The sequence below is a fragment of the Pseudomonas sp. 5Vm1k genome, from assembly GCF_056161485.1.
The window spans coordinates 113,525-128,333 of sequence record NZ_JBSPCZ010000002.1; the positions used below are offsets into that span (position 1 = coordinate 113,525).

The 14,809-nt window shown below is 56.9% G+C and carries 15 protein-coding genes; 13 read left to right on the forward strand and 2 right to left on the reverse strand.

What is annotated here, in order from left to right; all coding sequences use genetic code 11:
• Positions 1–53 precede the first annotated feature (53 nt).
• From ACWIKB_RS04340 to ACWIKB_RS04385, 10 genes are all read left to right on the forward strand, one after another.
• Positions 54–839: an SDR family NAD(P)-dependent oxidoreductase gene (locus tag ACWIKB_RS04340; RefSeq protein WP_475265485.1), complete on the forward strand. Its 786-nt coding sequence runs from the start codon at positions 54–56 to the stop codon at positions 837–839.
• Positions 840–1,114: 275 nt separating this feature from the next.
• Positions 1,115–2,515: an aspartate aminotransferase family protein gene (locus ACWIKB_RS04345; protein ID WP_475265486.1), complete on the forward strand. Its 1,401-nt coding sequence runs from the start codon at positions 1,115–1,117 to the stop codon at positions 2,513–2,515.
• A gap of 71 nt (positions 2,516–2,586) precedes the next feature.
• Positions 2,587–3,954, forward strand: coding sequence for a glutamine synthetase family protein (locus ACWIKB_RS04350; RefSeq protein WP_475265487.1), 1,368 nt, complete (start codon positions 2,587–2,589; stop codon positions 3,952–3,954).
• A gap of 227 nt (positions 3,955–4,181) precedes the next feature.
• The gene (locus ACWIKB_RS04355; RefSeq protein ID WP_475265859.1) at positions 4,182–4,424 is read left to right on the forward strand and encodes an amidase family protein; all 243 of its coding nucleotides are present in this window, start codon (positions 4,182–4,184) and stop codon (positions 4,422–4,424) included.
• A 277-nt stretch (positions 4,425–4,701) separates the two neighbouring features.
• Positions 4,702–5,964, forward strand: coding sequence for a serine hydrolase domain-containing protein (locus ACWIKB_RS04360; RefSeq protein WP_475265488.1), 1,263 nt, complete (start codon positions 4,702–4,704; stop codon positions 5,962–5,964).
• Positions 5,965–6,082: 118 nt separating this feature from the next.
• Positions 6,083–7,420: an alginate export family protein gene (locus ACWIKB_RS04365; protein ID WP_475265489.1), complete on the forward strand. Its 1,338-nt coding sequence runs from the start codon at positions 6,083–6,085 to the stop codon at positions 7,418–7,420.
• A 38-nt stretch (positions 7,421–7,458) separates the two neighbouring features.
• Positions 7,459–8,562, forward strand: a complete 1,104-nt coding sequence (locus ACWIKB_RS04370; RefSeq protein ID WP_201180444.1) for a polyamine ABC transporter substrate-binding protein — start codon at positions 7,459–7,461, stop codon at positions 8,560–8,562.
• Between the two features lie 48 nt (positions 8,563–8,610).
• Entirely contained in the window at positions 8,611–9,099 is a 489-nt protein-coding gene (locus ACWIKB_RS04375; RefSeq protein ID WP_475265490.1) for a DUF3237 domain-containing protein, read from the forward strand.
• Between the two features lie 135 nt (positions 9,100–9,234).
• The gene (locus ACWIKB_RS04380; RefSeq protein ID WP_475265491.1) at positions 9,235–9,798 is read left to right on the forward strand and encodes a HAMP domain-containing protein; all 564 of its coding nucleotides are present in this window, start codon (positions 9,235–9,237) and stop codon (positions 9,796–9,798) included.
• 17 nt (positions 9,799–9,815) lie between these two features.
• Positions 9,816–10,403, forward strand: coding sequence for a methyl-accepting chemotaxis protein (locus ACWIKB_RS04385; RefSeq protein ID WP_475265860.1), 588 nt, complete (start codon positions 9,816–9,818; stop codon positions 10,401–10,403).
• 62 nt (positions 10,404–10,465) lie between these two features.
• On the opposite strand, the gene ACWIKB_RS04390 is transcribed toward ACWIKB_RS04385, so the two are convergent.
• Together ACWIKB_RS04390 and ACWIKB_RS04395 are read right to left on the reverse strand one after the other, a co-directional pair.
• On the reverse strand, positions 10,466–11,419 hold the full coding sequence (locus ACWIKB_RS04390; RefSeq protein WP_475265492.1) for an aldo/keto reductase: 954 nt from the start codon (positions 11,417–11,419) through the stop codon (positions 10,466–10,468).
• Between the two features lie 89 nt (positions 11,420–11,508).
• Complete coding sequence (locus tag ACWIKB_RS04395) at positions 11,509–12,120, reverse strand: TetR/AcrR family transcriptional regulator (RefSeq protein ID WP_475265493.1); 612 nt, start codon at positions 12,118–12,120, stop codon at positions 11,509–11,511.
• Between the two features lie 353 nt (positions 12,121–12,473).
• On the opposite strand from ACWIKB_RS04395, the gene ACWIKB_RS04400 reads away from it, so the two are divergent.
• The 3 genes from ACWIKB_RS04400 to ACWIKB_RS04410 all read left to right on the forward strand — a co-directional run bounded on the left by ACWIKB_RS04400 (position 12,474) and on the right by ACWIKB_RS04410 (position 14,807).
• Complete coding sequence (locus ACWIKB_RS04400; RefSeq protein WP_475265494.1) at positions 12,474–13,142, forward strand: GntR family transcriptional regulator; 669 nt, start codon at positions 12,474–12,476, stop codon at positions 13,140–13,142.
• A gap of 72 nt (positions 13,143–13,214) precedes the next feature.
• A complete protein-coding gene (locus tag ACWIKB_RS04405; RefSeq protein WP_475265495.1) occupies positions 13,215–14,021 on the forward strand; it encodes an ABC transporter substrate-binding protein in 807 nt (268 codons plus the stop codon).
• Positions 14,022–14,033: 12 nt separating this feature from the next.
• Positions 14,034–14,807, forward strand: coding sequence for an amino acid ABC transporter permease (locus ACWIKB_RS04410; protein WP_475265496.1), 774 nt, complete (start codon positions 14,034–14,036; stop codon positions 14,805–14,807).
• Positions 14,808–14,809 lie beyond the last annotated feature (2 nt).

Here is a 14,809-nt window from a genome sequence, read left to right on the forward strand (position 1 = left end):
ATTTATTAGTCTAATTTCCACTCTTATTACAAATTAAGTACGTGGGGACCACCATGTTTAACACTGAATTGCGGGGGCACGTGGCGCTTGTCAGTGGTGCCGGAAGTGAAACTGGGATTGGCATGGCGATCGCTCGCAGGCTAGGTGCATCTGGGGCGAAGTTAATCGTCACTGCCAGCAGCAACCGCATCGCGGATCGGGTTAAAGAGCTACGCCTCGAAGGGTTTGAAGTTGAAGGCCGGCCAACTGACCTCACCGATGAAAGTCAGGTGCGTGAATTCAGCATATGGGCAGAGTCGATATGGGGGCGTGTCGATATTCTGGTGAATAATGCCGGAATGGCTATGCAAGGAAGCCCTGAGCTTTTCTCGGAATTGGCAGCTATGGAGTTGCATGAGTGGAATCTTTCACTGGCAAGAAATTTAACGACAGCTTTTCTTCTAACCCGAGCAGTTCTGCCCGGTATGAAAGCGCGAAATTACGGGCGCATTGTCAATATAAGCTCCACCACGGGCACCCGCTGCAGCAATCCGGGCGAAGCAGCTTATAGCGCCGCTAAGGCCGCGATGGTTGGCATGAGCATGGGGCTAGCACTTGAAGTTGCTAAGCAGGGGGTCACCGTAAACAGCGTTGCTCCCGGCTGGATCACAACAGGATCAACCTCACCCGTTGAAGCCGAGGCAGGGCGCTTCACCCCAATAGGGCGTGCGGGCAGTCCCAGCGAAGTGGCTGCTGCGGTTGCATTTCTGGCGTCGCCTGACGCCAGCTACATCACGGGTGAAGTCATCGTGGTGGATGGCGGGAACTGTCTGGTCGAGAACAAAGCCCCTCACGCCTGATTTCAAGTTACGTCGGTTTATCCCCTGAATCTCAAGTTGTTCAGCGGGATAAATCAATAATCACAAATAAGAATTTTCTGCGCTCACCACAATATACCCAGGTATATGTTTAACCCACGCTGCAAGTGTTGATGGCGAACACTCAAGTCGTAAGTTGTTGGTGCGGTGTTTTCATTCGTTCACGATCTGAGAGGAGAGTGAGTGTGGCGATGGATTTTTTTATCTGGGTGGTGGCGAGTTTTAATTAATGTAATAACTAACACAGGATTTTGATCATGTCGAAAAGTGGAATTAGTGAATCAGCGATTGCTGCATTTACCGCCTCCGAGCGTGCCCGTTTTATAGAAAACAACCCAACGTCAATGGCGTTGGCCAAGCGTGCTAAGGCTAATTTGTTCAATGGTGTTCCCATGCACTGGATGAGCGATTGGTCGATGCCTTCACCGCTCTTCGTCCAACGTGCCAAAGGTGCACGCTTTACAGATGTTGACGATCATGAGTACGTTGATTTTTGCCTGGGCGACACAGGCACTATGTTTGGCCATTCGCCGGATCCTATTGCCCGCGCCATCGCAGAGCAGGCGAATAACGGTTTAACGACGATGCTTCCTGGCGAAGACGCGGTGGTCTGCGGAGAGTTGCTGGCTCAGCGATTTGGGCTGCCTTATTGGCAAGTCACCGCCAATGCGACTGATGCCAATCGTTATGTGCTGCGCTGGGCGCGAGCTATCACCAAACGCAATGTCTTGCTGGTGTTCGACGGCTGTTATCACGGTACGGTGGATGACGTGATGGTACGGTGCCGCGAGGGCAAAACAGTGCACCGTTCAGGTCTTGTGGGCCAAGCCTACGACTTGACCCAATACAGCCGATCCATCCCCTTCAACGATGTCGCCGCGCTGGAGGCTGCTTTAGCCCAGGGCGATGTGTGTGCACTGATGTGCGAGCCTGCGATGACGAACATCGGCATGGTCATGCCCGATCCGGGATTCATGCAAAAGTGTCGAGAGTTGACCATTAAATATGGCAGCCTGCTGGTCATTGATGAGACCCACACTATCTCTACCGGCATCGGTGGATGTACTCGCCAATGGGATTTGAAGCCCGATTTTTTTGTGGTGGGTAAGCCCATCGCAGGTGGCGTGCCTTGCGCTGTCTTTGGCGTTACCGAGCAAGTTGCGTTGGCCATGCACGATGCGCAGAAGACCGTTAGCGAAGAGAGCGGCGGGCATGGCCATAGTGGTATGGGAACGACGCTGTCCGCCAACGCGCTGGCGATGCGTTGCATGCGAGCGAATCTCGAAGAGGTCATGACAGAGTCTGCCTACGAGAACATGTTGCATTTCGCCTCAGGATTGGCGAAGGGATTTCGATACTTGTTTAAGCAGCACCAACTAAATTGGTCGGTAACAGAGTTGGGCGCGCGGTGTGAGTTTCAATTCTGCGCTACCCCGCCAAGAACAGGCGCGCAAGCCGAGGCGGCTTTTCATGACAGCCTACAGATGGCGCTGCATCTCTATCTGATCAATCGCGGAATCCTGATCACGCCTTTTCACAACATGACCCTTTGCTGTCCACAGACAAGTTCGTCGGATATCGACAGGCTGCTCGTTGAGCTGGATAGCGCGCTGACCACTCTTCTTGCCATACCTGGAGCTCGGGTCATCGCTTCATAACTGGACGTTTGACGCCCACCGGTTTTCTCAAATACTGCCAACTCGCTTGAATGAGCGCTAAGAGGTTTGACATGCAATTTGCTGATAAAAAAGAGGCCGAAGATTATCTGGCCGCCCACCCTGAAGTGCTGAGCATCGAGTTGTTCCTTATCGATGCTAGCGGCGTTCCTCGGGGCAAACTGTTGCATCGCAACGAGCTACTGGCGATCTACGAAAATGGTCGACCGCTCCCGAGTTCCATTCTCGCCTTGACCGTGCAGGGTGAAGACGTCGACGAAACGGGCTTGGTCTGGGATGTCGCTGACGCCGACTGCTGGACCTACCCTTTACCGGGAAGCCTGACCTTGCAGCCTTGGCGCACCAATCCCACCGGTCAAGTGCAGGTCAGCATGCACCCGACCCAAGGTATTCCCGCCGCCCCCGCCGACCCGCGTCATGTACTGGTGAACACCATCGAGCGGCTGAAAGCCGATGGATTCCATCCGGTAATGGCCGTTGAATTAGAGTTTTACCTGCTGGACAAGCAACGCGATGTCAACGGTCGACCGCAGCCGGCGTTACAGACCAATGGGGTACGCCCTGTTGCTCCACAGGTTTATGGCGTATACGAGCTGGAGCAGCTTCAACCGTTTCTTGATGACCTCTACGCTGCGTGCGATCTACAGGGGCTGCCAGTGCGGACGGCCATCTCCGAGTACGCTCCAGGCCAGGTCGAGTTGACGTTGGAGCATCGGTTTGACGCACTCCAGGCCATTGATGAAGGCGTACGTTACAAACGCTTGGTCAAAGGCGTGGCTAACAAACATGGGCTGCAAGCGTGCTTCATGGCCAAGCCGTTCAGCGATCAGGCAGGTAGCGGTATGCATTTGCACGTCAGTCTGGCCGACGAGCAGGGTCACAACCTGTATGCGAGCGAAGACCCACAGGGCACGCCACTGTTGCGTCATTCCATTGGCGGGATGATGGCGACCTTGTTTGACTCGCTTGCGATATTTTGCCCTCATGCCAACTCATATCGCCGGTTCCAGACCGGCAGTTACGCGCCACTGGCCAAAAGTTGGGGAGTCAACAATCGTACTGTGTCGTTCCGCGTGCCCGGCGGCCCAGCGATAAGCCGGCACATCGAACACCGCATTTGCGGTGCCGATGCCAACCCCTATCTCGCCGCCGCCGCGGTACTTGCGGGCATTCACCACGGCATCACTCATCGAACCGATCCTGGCGCGGCGATTGAAGGCAATGGCTACGAACAGGCGACCGATTTTCTACCCACCGACTGGCTTACCGCGTTGAAGGCACTGGAACGTTCAACGTGGGCACGCGAGGCGTTGGGAGCTGAGTTCCTAAAAGTGTTTCTGGCGATCAAGTGGCGCGAGTTCCGTAAATTCAATGCTGAGGTCGGGGAGCAGGACTGGCGTTGGTACCTCACTCATGCATGAGTATTGGTCCGCCAGCGTGACTTCATAATGGATCGCTGACGGCAACGACTCAGGCGGTTTAACAGTGATACCGCCCGGTGCATAACCCCTATTTTCGCTGGGTTATCGTTGGTGCATTGAGGATGGCGGTTGGCGCTGACATCGAATTTACCCAGTTGCCGAGATGTCACTGACCCAGTCTGGCTCCCCACAATCCGTTGCCTGTCCAGGGTTTACGCTGATTGGAGGTGGGTCAGTCTAGCGTCGGCAGGCGGTTCAATTCGGCATCGGCGTCAACCAACCAGGGGTTCACGGAGGCGGTAAGTCACGCGGGATATCCTGCTATTTCCGTTCCGGCCGGTATCACTTCCAACGGCTTGCCGGTCGGAATGCAAATCGCTGCGCCGCACGGGCGCGACGATGCTGTCCTGAGCGCGGCAGAAGTCTTAGAGCAAGTTGCATCTTGGGCCGCGGTAAGGCCCCGTCTCTAAAAAATTTATGATTGCACTAATCATTTAGGCGCGAAGTGCCCGACCAACCTGGACGAATGCTACTCAATGGCTTGCTGGCGAGGGCGGGATTTGAGGCCGCTTTCAGGAGTTGAGCACTTACCGGGCGGTGACACGCGACACCAGAGGAGGGTAGGTCGCTCGCTGAGCGCTCAAAGTAATTTTAATCGAGAAAAATGTTTTATTGACTAAAAAATAATATCGGGTAATTATTTCCCTGCATCTGCTCACACGCAGAGTCATTTTCAGGGTCAACCCGATGAGTCAGAACACCGTGCCTTCACTGGCCAGTCTTTACATCGAGACTAATGGATCGTCTTTCAACGCGCGCCAGGCGCCTTTGCTTATGCAGGGCTTCCCGGCGGAGCCGCAACGCCGCGTCACCTGGAACAATTGGATGCGCCCGCCGTTCAGCCAGTGGGGGTTCCGTAACCTGGCGCGCCTGCGTCCCTCCATTGATGTGCAGGCAGGTTCGGGACCGGTCAGTACGTTGCAAGAATTTCCACAAGCGTTGGATGAGCTGCACTTCGACAGTGAGTGTGGTCTGGGAATCAGCGTCATCGATCACCTGGTGGCCAGTCAGACCGATGCCTTTTTGGTGATGCAGGGCGACACCGTGCTGTTCGAGCGCTACTTCAACGGTCAGCGGCCTCGAGACCGGCACATCATGTTCTCGGTGACCAAGTCACTGATCGGCACTCTCGGTGAGCAACTGGTCTGTGACGGTTTACTCAACCCAACGTTGCCCGCTGCGTATTACGTGCCTGAGTTGGTGGGCAGCGCGTTTGGTGATGCAACCGTACGCCAGCTGTTCGACATGGCCGTGGGCATTGAGTACAGCGAAGTCTATGACGACCCCAACTCGGAGAGTTCGCAATACGGCTATGCCTGCGGTTTTCAGCCTGCACCGGCGCAATACGCCCAGTTCGAGTCGTTGTACCAATACCTGCCGTCTCTAAAAAAACGCGGCACCCATGGTGGCTTTTTTCATTACGTGACCGCCACTACCGAAGCCTTGGCCTGGGTCATGGAGCGCGCTTCAGGCAGGGCCTGCGATCAGTTACTGCAAGAAATCTGGAGTCAATTGGGGTGTGAGCGTGACGGCTACTTTATGGCCGACCCGTGGGGGCGCAGCGTCGCCGGGGCTGGTTTCAGCGCCACTTTGCGTGACATGGCGCGTTTCGGTCGCCTGCTGGCCAACGATGGTCGCCAGGATGGACTGCAACTGCTGTCGACCGAGACGGTCGCACGGCTCTTCGCTGGTGCCGATCCAGCAATCTACGCCAAAGAGTCCGACTTCTCCAGCTGGACCCCCGGAGCGTCCTACCGCAGCCAGTGGTACGCCTTCAACGACCACAGCCAGGCGATTATGGCGGGTGGTATTCACGGCCAATACCTGTTTGTCGACAAGCCATCCGGTGTGGTGATCGTCAAGCAGTCATCGCTGACCGACGCCGTCAGCCAATTCGATGCTGACAGTGTGCGCATGCTGCGTGCCATTGCTGCGCACCTTAGCGACTGAAACGCCCCATAAATACAAGAAATTTGCGTCCTATTCGCCTGGCTCGGCCAGGTGTTGGCGGCGTACTGCGCCACCATTTCACTGCCCTGTAACAATAATAATCACGCAGGAGCTTCATATGGTTTCGATGACGCGTTTCTCTCGAGCGCTCTTAGCGTTCGGCTTACCCCTGACCACCCACGTTGCGTTGGCTGGCTACACCTTCGAGGACGGCAACCTCAAGGGTGAGGTCAATCTCAGCGCCGGGGGGGCGACTATTTCCACTCGCAACGTCAACTTTGGCAGTGGCCGCGTCGATGTGCGCAGCGGCAAAAATGGCGGCACGGAAATCGACTGGCAGGAGTTCTACGTCAAGCCGGGTATCAAGCTGGACTACTCGCTGCAGCCTGACTTCAGCCTGCTGGCCGGCGGCTCGCTCGTGGCGGCGACGACCTTGGGCGATGGCGATGCCGGCGGCTTTACGCGCGGCTCTGACGGTGATGTGGCCGCCGAAGAACTCTACGGTGGTTTCCGCACCGGGGAATGGACGCTGACTGCCGGACGCCAGAACTACATGATTGGTACTGGCTTCATCGTCATGGACGGTAACCTTGATCAGCTCAAGGACGGCGCTTACTGGCTTGGCCCCCGAACCGCCTTCAAGGATTCGGCCATCCTGGCCTGGGATCATGGGGCCTTGAAGAGCCAGGCCTTCACCTTGCGAACCGACGATGATCTGGGTGACTTCCGCATGACGGGCGCGAACCTGGACTACAACCTCGACGACCAGGTGACACTGGGTGCCATGGTGATGAAGGTTCATGCGCTGGGCCCCAAGGGCAGTACCGCCCCTCGATTCCGGGACGGGATGCTGGTGTACAACGTAAGGGCGCTCAACGCCAAGTTGCCGGGCGTGTCCGCCCTGACGCTCAACGCCGAATATGCGCTGGAGAAAGGCAGTGGCGAGGGCGTCGATTACGATGCCAACGCTTGGTATGGCCAGGCTGACTACGCGTTCAATAGCTTGCCTCTGACGCCGGTCATCGGCTATCGCTACGCCAGTTTTTCCGGCGATGACAAACCCACCGACAATCGCCAGAAAGCTTGGGACCCTCTGAGCAAAGGCTTCGTCGACTGGAGCACCTGGCTGGTGGGGGATGTCGTCGGTAACTATTTGTTGTTCAACAGCAACGAAAATGTTCAGCAGTTCTCACTCAAAACTCACCTGAACCCAACGCTGACCCTCGGTGCGATTCACTATCAGTTCTGGCTGGACGAGAAAAACTACATGGGCGCCCCCGTCAGCGATCGGCGCTTTGCCGATGAGAGCGTGGTTTTCCTCGACTGGACGCCGACTCCGTCGTTCTATACGTCACTGTCTTATAACTGGGTCAAGCCGCTGGCCGCTGCCAAGCAAGTATTCGGCGATGATCAGAAATTCAGCGCGCTGGAACTGTACTTCACCTACCGCTATTAAGTGTCGCGAGCCCCGCGGCCGCGTAGGAGTTTTTCATTATGAACAAGCATGTACGTAACACCCTGTTGTCCGTTGCGCTGTCGTTGCTGACGGCGGGCGTTTCCCTGGCTGAAGAGCGCACGGTGCGCATCTATAACTGGATCGAATACTTGCCACCGGAGATCCTCAAGAGTTTTCAGGAGGAAACCGGGATCCGTCCGATCTATGACGTGTTCGACAGCGTCGAGACCCTGGAGTCCAAGCTGCTCACCGGCAACTCTGGCTATGATGTTGTCTACCCCGGCAGTGCCAACCTGAGTCACTTGATCGCGGCGGGTGCTGTCCAGCCTCTGGATCGCAGCCAGTTGCCGAACTGGCAGCATCTGGACCCGGAGTTCATGAAAACCCTGGAGGCGGTGGGTGACACGGGCAACCGCTACGCTGCGCCCTACCTGTGGGGCACCACGCTGATCGGCTACAACGTCGACAAGGTTCAGCAGATTCTGGGCGCCAATGTGCAGATGAACACCTGGGACATGATCTTCAAGGAAGAGAACCTCAGCAAGCTGGCCAGTTGTGGCGTCGGTTTTCTCGATGCAGCCAACGAGATCTTGCCCATCGCCTTGCACTACAAGGGCCTCGATCCCAACAGCCAGAAACGCGAGGACTACCCGCAGGCTCAGGCGGCAATGATGAAGATTCGCCCTTACGTCACCTACTTCAACTCGTCGCGCTATGGCATGGACCTCGCCAACGGTGACATCTGCGTCGCCGTTGGCTGGTCGGGCGGCGTGGCGCTGGCCAAAAGCCTGGCCGATGCTGCGGGCAAGGGTGTGAGGGTGGAAATGGCATTACCCAAGGAAGGTGCGCCGATGTGGTCAGACGTGATGATGGTGCCGGTTAACGCGCCCCACACCAAGGAGGCCTACGAGTTCATCAACTACATCCTTCGTCCCGATGTGATCGCCCGGATCAGCAACAAGATCGGTTACCCCAACCCGAACAAGGATGCCACCGCGCTGGTGAACGCCGACATCCGCAACAACCCCAACATGTATGTGCCGGACGAAGCGCGCAAAACCCTGTTCGCTTTACAGCCCATGCCGCCAGCCATGGAGCGGATTCGCACTCGCACCTGGACCAGCATCAAGACCAATCTCTGATCATTGTGGCCCGGTGCTTTTGTGCCGGGCCACACAGGAGTGTTTGCCATGGCTGAACCATTGGAGTTGATGGGCGTTGCACCCAATCTGCAGCGGGTGCTGACCCTGTGCGTCGATATCGGCCCTGGGCTGATGTTGGGGGAGAGCGTCGAGGGAGTGCGTTGCAACTATCCTATTGTCGGGGGGGATTTCGAAGGGCTGGACTTCAAAGGTCAGGTGTTGGCCGGGGGCGAGGATATCTTCCTGCTGCGCCCTGACGGCGTCGGTCAACTGGACGCACGCTACAGCTTACGTACCGACCAGGGGGAGTTGATCAACATCCGTAACATCGGCCAGCTGAACATGACCGAATACGGTCGCCAGCTGGAGCGACAAGGCCAGTGGCCGATTCCCGAAACGGAGTACCACTGTACCTGCACGCCGGTGTTTCAAGTGCCTAAGGGGCGCCTGGACTGGCTCACCCGTGCAAGCTTTATCGGCCAGGTGCATTACCCCACTGCACGTCAGGTAGTGATTCGCTGCTACCGCTTCTATTGATGCCCGAGATTCACCTCTGCTGTTGAATACGGCCTCTGTTAACCCTTGTTACTCGCGTGCATCGCCGGTTGGACGCGTGTGGATGACCGGCAGTGCAGGGAGGTGTGACGGGCTCTTTTCTGATCGGCGACAGGCATGTCGCCATTTTTTTGTGTAGTGGTCAAGATACCCTCTAAGCAGATGTTCGCACCGCTGCTTAAGTTGCACGAAGCGATGTATGAGCGCCTGCTCGCGGCCGTGCAAAAGGAAGTGCTGATAGGCTTGGCGCTGACGGTTTTTGGACTGGTGGTGATCTGGTTCGCGTCCCGGAGCATCGTACGACCACTGCAGGCAATGTCGCGGATGGCCGACGATCTGGCCCGTGGCGAAGGCGATCTGGTCAAGCGCCTGGACTACGCCCGTGCCGACGAACTGGGCGGGGTGGCCAGCGGGCTAAACGCTTTTCTTGATGTGTTGCAACCTATCGTCACCCGTCTCAAGGGCTCGATGATCGAGTTGCGGGCAGCGGCGGCCAGATCTGCCCAAGGCAGCACCGCCAACTTGCAAACCATGGAGCACCAGCGCCAGGACATCGATCAGGTCGCAACGGCGATGTACCAGATGAACCTTTCGGCGCAGGAGATTGCTCGCAATACTGCATTGGCATCGGAAGCGACGGGGACTATTTTGCAGACTATCGACGACGGCACCGGGGGCTGATCGAAAGAACCACCCGGATAGTTGCCCGTCAGGGCGAAGATCTGGCCAACGCCAACCGCCAGGTCAACCAACTGTCCGTCAAGAGTGAAAAGATCGGTAGCGTCCTCGACATCATCCGAGACATCGCCGAACAGACCAACCTGCTGGCGCTCAACGCAGCGATCGAGGCTGCAAGGGCTGGCGAATATGGAAGAGGGTTCGCCGTGGTGGCTGATGAGGTACGCAACCTGTCCAGCCGCATTCAGGACTCGATCCAGGAAACACGCTCGATCATCGAAGACCTGCAGCAGGATACTGTCGTCGTGCATTCGATGACTCTGAATCAGAGTCTCGGCCAGGAACTGGCGGCGCTGTTTGGTGCGTTAGTCGACTCGCTGTACGGCGTCGGTGAAGGCATAGGTCGGGTGGCTCAAATGAATGTTCAGATTGCCAGCGCTGCCGAAGAACAGAGCGCGGTGTCGGAGCAGATCAACAGTTCGGTCGGTCGCATCCGGCAGCTCAGCGAGGATCTGACGGTCAGCGCACGTGGGTCGGCGCAGGAGATCGCCGATGTCAGTGGACAGGCCACAGAGCAAGGACGTTTGCTGGAGCGTTTCAAGACCTGAGGTGAGGGGCACTGTGGCCGGTCTCGCCGGCCAGGTGCCTGGGCTATCGCGTACAGCCAGTCTCAAAGGAGACTGGCGAGGTCCAGTCGTTCAAGGGTTTGAGGATCCAGCCCCAGTTGCGTCGAACGCGCCAGACTATTCAGTTGCTCCAGGTTGGTGGCACTCGCAATGGCAGAAGTTACACCGGGTTGGTGCATGACCCAGGCCAAGGCGATTTCCGCAGGTGGGACCTGCTGTTCCTTCGCCACCTGATGCAGTACGTGCAAAATGCGCATGCCGCGCTCATCGAAGTACTTTTCCAGGTCTTCGCGGCGAGCACTATGCGTCAGGTCATTCAGGCCTTTGTATTTGCCACTGAGGAAACCCGACGCGAGGCTGAAGTAAGTCAGGACCTCGCAGCCCTCGGCCAGGGCAAAAGCACGCAACTGCTGTTCGAAGTCATGGCGATCACAGAGGTTGTACTCCACCTGAAGGCAGGCGTAATGGGGCAGGGCGTGGCGATCGGCAGAGGATTTAGCGGCCTGTAGATCTTCGAGGGTGTAGTTGGATGCGCCGATCGAGCGCACCTTGCCGCAGGCGATCAACGTGCTGTAAGTCTCCAGGGTTTCCTCGTGTGCTGTCGAGGCATCCGGGTAGTGGGAGAAGTACAAATCGACGTAATCGGTTCGCAGTCGACGCAGCGAGTCATCCACGGCTTGCAGGATTCTGCCTTTCGAGAGCCCGTGCTGATCGGGCGAGAGTTCGGCCCCGACCTTGGTGATAATCTTCACTTCACCGCGTCGGTGGCCGTTCTGACTCAGCCATTTGCCAATGATGGCTTCCGACTCGCCGCCGCTATTGCCACTGGCCCAGATGGAATAGGCGTCTGCGGTATCAAAGGTGTTGATGCCGAGTTCAAACGCTGCGTCGAGTAGCTTCAGCGAATCTTGTTCGCTGACAGTCCAGCCAAAGACATTGCCGCCCAGCACCAGGCGTGAACTCTCCATCGTTGAGCTGCCCGAATTATCTTTTTTCATACCGGTCCGCCGTTCGATTTAATAATCGGCCCTCTGTTGTTTGGCGTTCAGCCAAACACCTTGCGAGGTGGTTGCATCTGTGTGTTTTCTCAGGCCCGCATTCCGTAAAAGAGCAGCTCGGTGATATGCCTTACCTGAGCGGAGTGGGACTCGACATCCGGCGGTTCCTGGTTGACTAGCCTGAACAACTGCAGGTGTGAATAGTCGTTCAACAGGAAAGCGGCCAGATCGACGTTGAGGTCAGCGCGTAGCTTGCCAGCCTGTTGCAGCTCTCTGAGCAATCCACTGATTTCAGCCCGGAGCGCATCGTTCATGGCGCGATAGCCTTCGGGCAATCCGTTGTCGCCGCCAAACAGGATCAGTGGCAGCAGTTCACGCCAGAGGCTGGGGTGCATGACCTCCAGTGCGTAACCGGTCAGCCGCCGCTCCAGGTAACACATGGCATCGACCGGATCCTTAATGTCAGGCATCTGGCTGCGGGCGTCCTTGAGTGCTCGCTGGTCGGCGTCGCGCAGGATTTCCAGGATGATTTCCTGCTTGTTACCGAAGTACTTGAACACGGTGGGCGCCGACACCCCAGCCTGGTTGGCGATCTGTTCGATGGTGGTGTTCTGGAAACCCTGGCGCTCAAACAGTTCGATCGCTGCCTTGCTGATGGCTTGGCGTCGTTCGACTTTCTGACGTTCACGTAGTCCGCTCACGGGAGGTTCCTGTCGCTATGAAAAAGGGGGGCGGATGTCGCCCAATCATCCATGCAAAATACTTAATCGAGTAAAACTTTTAAAGCGCTAATTTCTGTAGTGCGCTCTTTCGCGAAAAAGAAAGCCTTCGAAGGTGAATTGAACTGTTACCTGGATACCGGTATTCACCCATTTTGGGGCGCGCTGGGCCATTTCGTAGCACACGGCGAGTGTCACGCCGATCTAAAGATCACCAGTTTTGGGTTGAAACTCCTTTCCAATTAATAGCTTGAGTTAGTTCTAAGCAGGCTGGCACGGTTTCTGCTTTTTTGAATCTATGGATAATTGGATACAAAACTGCAAAAGGTGACTTTATGCAATTCGCTCCCACCTACGTTGAACGTCAGCCCCTGACCGCCGAGGAGGAGGCTTACAACTTTCTGCTGGAAGCGATCTGTGGCGGTCGTTACCGCAAAGGCGACCGTCTGATCGCGGAGGACATTGCCGGCGAAATCGGCATGAGCCGGATGCCGGTGCGCGAAGCCTTTCGCCGTCTCGATGCTCAAGGCCTGGTCACCCTGCGGCCTAACCGCGGGGCCATAGTCAGTGGCCTGGATTTCGACGAATTGCACGAAGTCTTCGAGATGCGCAGTGCCCTCGAGGGCCTGGCCATCCGCGTGGCCGTGGCCAAGATCGGTGAACGTCAACTGGCGGCTCTGGAACGCATGCTGGACGAGATGGATGACTACCGCGACGAAAGCGCCGAGTGGGTCAGGCTCCATCGTGCTTTCCATGAATACCTGTGCAGCCTCAGCGGCCGTCCTCGGCTGATGAAGCAGATCTCGGCGCTGTATTCGCTGATCGAGGCGCCGATGCGCCTGTGGCTGCAACACAGTGAAAAACCCTTGAGCGCTCGCCAGGAACACGCGGTGATCCTTGACGCCATTCGCTCAGGTGATGTCGACCGGGCGGAGGCAATAGTGCGCGAGCACATCGAGGGTACGGTGCCGGCGCTGATCCAGTTTCTGCAATCGGAAAAATAGAATCGGGCTTAAACCCGACAGTGTTTTGACTTTGAGTACTGCCCCGTTACTAAACAACTGGAGTGTCTCGTCATGCATAAACGCCATATGTTACTTGCGGCTGTATCCCTCGGGCTCTGTGCACAGTGGGCGGTTGCCGCGCCCCAGGTGCCGGAGCGACTGCAAAAGGCTGAAAAACTCACGTATTGCTCGGGCATGGATTCACCGCCCTTGGTGTCTTTCGATGAGGCGCAGAAACCCAAGGGCCTGACGGTCGATCTGGGGTTGGAAATCGCCAAGCGCCTGGGAGACAAACCGGTGCAATGGCGGGTCATTCCTTTCTCCGGGTTGCTGCCAGCATTGCTCGCCCAGCAGTGCGACATGATCGTCGATCAGCTGTTCGACAAGCCCGAACGCAGGGAGGTGATCGACATCGTCAATTACATGTATTCCAGCCAGTCAGTGGTTGTTCCAAAAGGCAATCCCAAGGGCATTAAAACCCTGGATGGACTGTCTGGGCACAAGGTGGCAGTGCTCAATGGCTCCACGATCAAAACCTTGCTGGATACCGAGAACGAAAAGCTGACCAAAGCTGGCAAGACGCCGATGAAACTGGTGGTTTACAACACTGACACTGACGCTTTTCAGGCGCTGCGTATCAGTCAGGTAGATGCTTACGGCACCACCGTAGAAACCGCCGGGTACTACGCCGCAATGGCGCCTGATCTTTTTGAGGAGGGCGTTCCGGCCTTCAGCCGGATTCTCACCGGCTTGGGAGTTCGCAAGGATGATCCGCAGCTCACTGCCGCTGTACAACAGATCATCAGTGACATGCGCAATGATGGCAGCTACGTGCAGTTACTGAGCAAGTGGCATGTTTCCAGCGACACACTCGACTGAGGCGAACACTCGATGAATTTCAATTGGGATGTGTTCTGGCAGTACCTTCTGCAGCCCAGCGATGTTTACCTCACCGGACTCTGGCTGACGTGCCTGATCAGTGTGCTGGCAATGGCATTGGGTTGTGTGTTGGGGCTGGGGGCAGCGCTGTTGCGTCTGTCGCGCAATCCGTTACTCAATCTGCCGGTACGGTTTTACGTGTGGTTGATGCGCGGCACGCCACTGTTGGTGCAGATCGTCTTTCTTTACACCGCATTGGCGGCCGGCGGGATCTTCCGTTTCGAGGACGTGCAACTGTTCGGTTTAGTAGTGCCGGGCAACATCCAGGCAGCGATTATCGCCCTGGGTCTGAACGAAGGCGCTTACATGGCCGAGATCATCCGTGCGGGGATTGGCGCCGTGGACAAAGGGCAGTACGAGGCTGGGCGTTCGCTGGGCATGACCTTCGCCAAACTGATGCGGCGCATTGTTCTGCCTCAGGCGTTCCGGGTCATCGTTCCGCCATTGGGCAATGAATTCAACGTGATGCTCAAGAATACGACGCTGGTCAGTGTGATTGGCGTGCAGGAGTTGCTGCTGAGCACGCAAATGGTCACGTCGGCGACCTTCCGGGTATTTGAGCTGTACCTGGTGGTGGCGATTTATTTCCTGCTGCTGACCACTCTCTGGGGCTTCTTCCAGCGTTGGCTGGAAGCGCGATTCGGACAGTCCGATCGACCCGCACCGCCTGCGGCTGGTAGTCGCATGTTCGGCCGCGGCACGCTCAAATTGCTGAGAGGGCGTTAAGC

What these genes read in the sequence shown, in the direction of transcription:
- ACWIKB_RS04350 (WP_475265487.1), top strand. Translation starts at nt 2,587, where the DNA reads ATGCAATTTGCTGATAAAAAAGAGGCCGAAGATTATCTGGCCGCCCAC.
- ACWIKB_RS04405 (WP_475265495.1), top strand. Translation starts at nt 13,215, where the DNA reads ATGCATAAACGCCATATGTTACTTGCGGCTGTATCCCTCGGGCTCTGT.
- ACWIKB_RS04390 (WP_475265492.1), bottom strand. Translation starts at nt 11,419, where the DNA reads ATGAAAAAAGATAATTCGGGCAGCTCAACGATGGAGAGTTCACGCCTG.
- ACWIKB_RS04400 (WP_475265494.1), top strand. Translation starts at nt 12,474, where the DNA reads ATGCAATTCGCTCCCACCTACGTTGAACGTCAGCCCCTGACCGCCGAG.
- ACWIKB_RS04410 (WP_475265496.1), top strand. Translation starts at nt 14,034, where the DNA reads ATGAATTTCAATTGGGATGTGTTCTGGCAGTACCTTCTGCAGCCCAGC.
- ACWIKB_RS04340 (WP_475265485.1), top strand. Translation starts at nt 54, where the DNA reads ATGTTTAACACTGAATTGCGGGGGCACGTGGCGCTTGTCAGTGGTGCC.
- ACWIKB_RS04375 (WP_475265490.1), top strand. Translation starts at nt 8,611, where the DNA reads ATGGCTGAACCATTGGAGTTGATGGGCGTTGCACCCAATCTGCAGCGG.
- ACWIKB_RS04365 (WP_475265489.1), top strand. Translation starts at nt 6,083, where the DNA reads ATGGTTTCGATGACGCGTTTCTCTCGAGCGCTCTTAGCGTTCGGCTTA.
- ACWIKB_RS04380 (WP_475265491.1), top strand. Translation starts at nt 9,235, where the DNA reads ATGTCGCCATTTTTTTGTGTAGTGGTCAAGATACCCTCTAAGCAGATG.
- ACWIKB_RS04345 (WP_475265486.1), top strand. Translation starts at nt 1,115, where the DNA reads ATGTCGAAAAGTGGAATTAGTGAATCAGCGATTGCTGCATTTACCGCC.
- ACWIKB_RS04360 (WP_475265488.1), top strand. Translation starts at nt 4,702, where the DNA reads ATGAGTCAGAACACCGTGCCTTCACTGGCCAGTCTTTACATCGAGACT.
- ACWIKB_RS04370 (WP_201180444.1), top strand. Translation starts at nt 7,459, where the DNA reads ATGAACAAGCATGTACGTAACACCCTGTTGTCCGTTGCGCTGTCGTTG.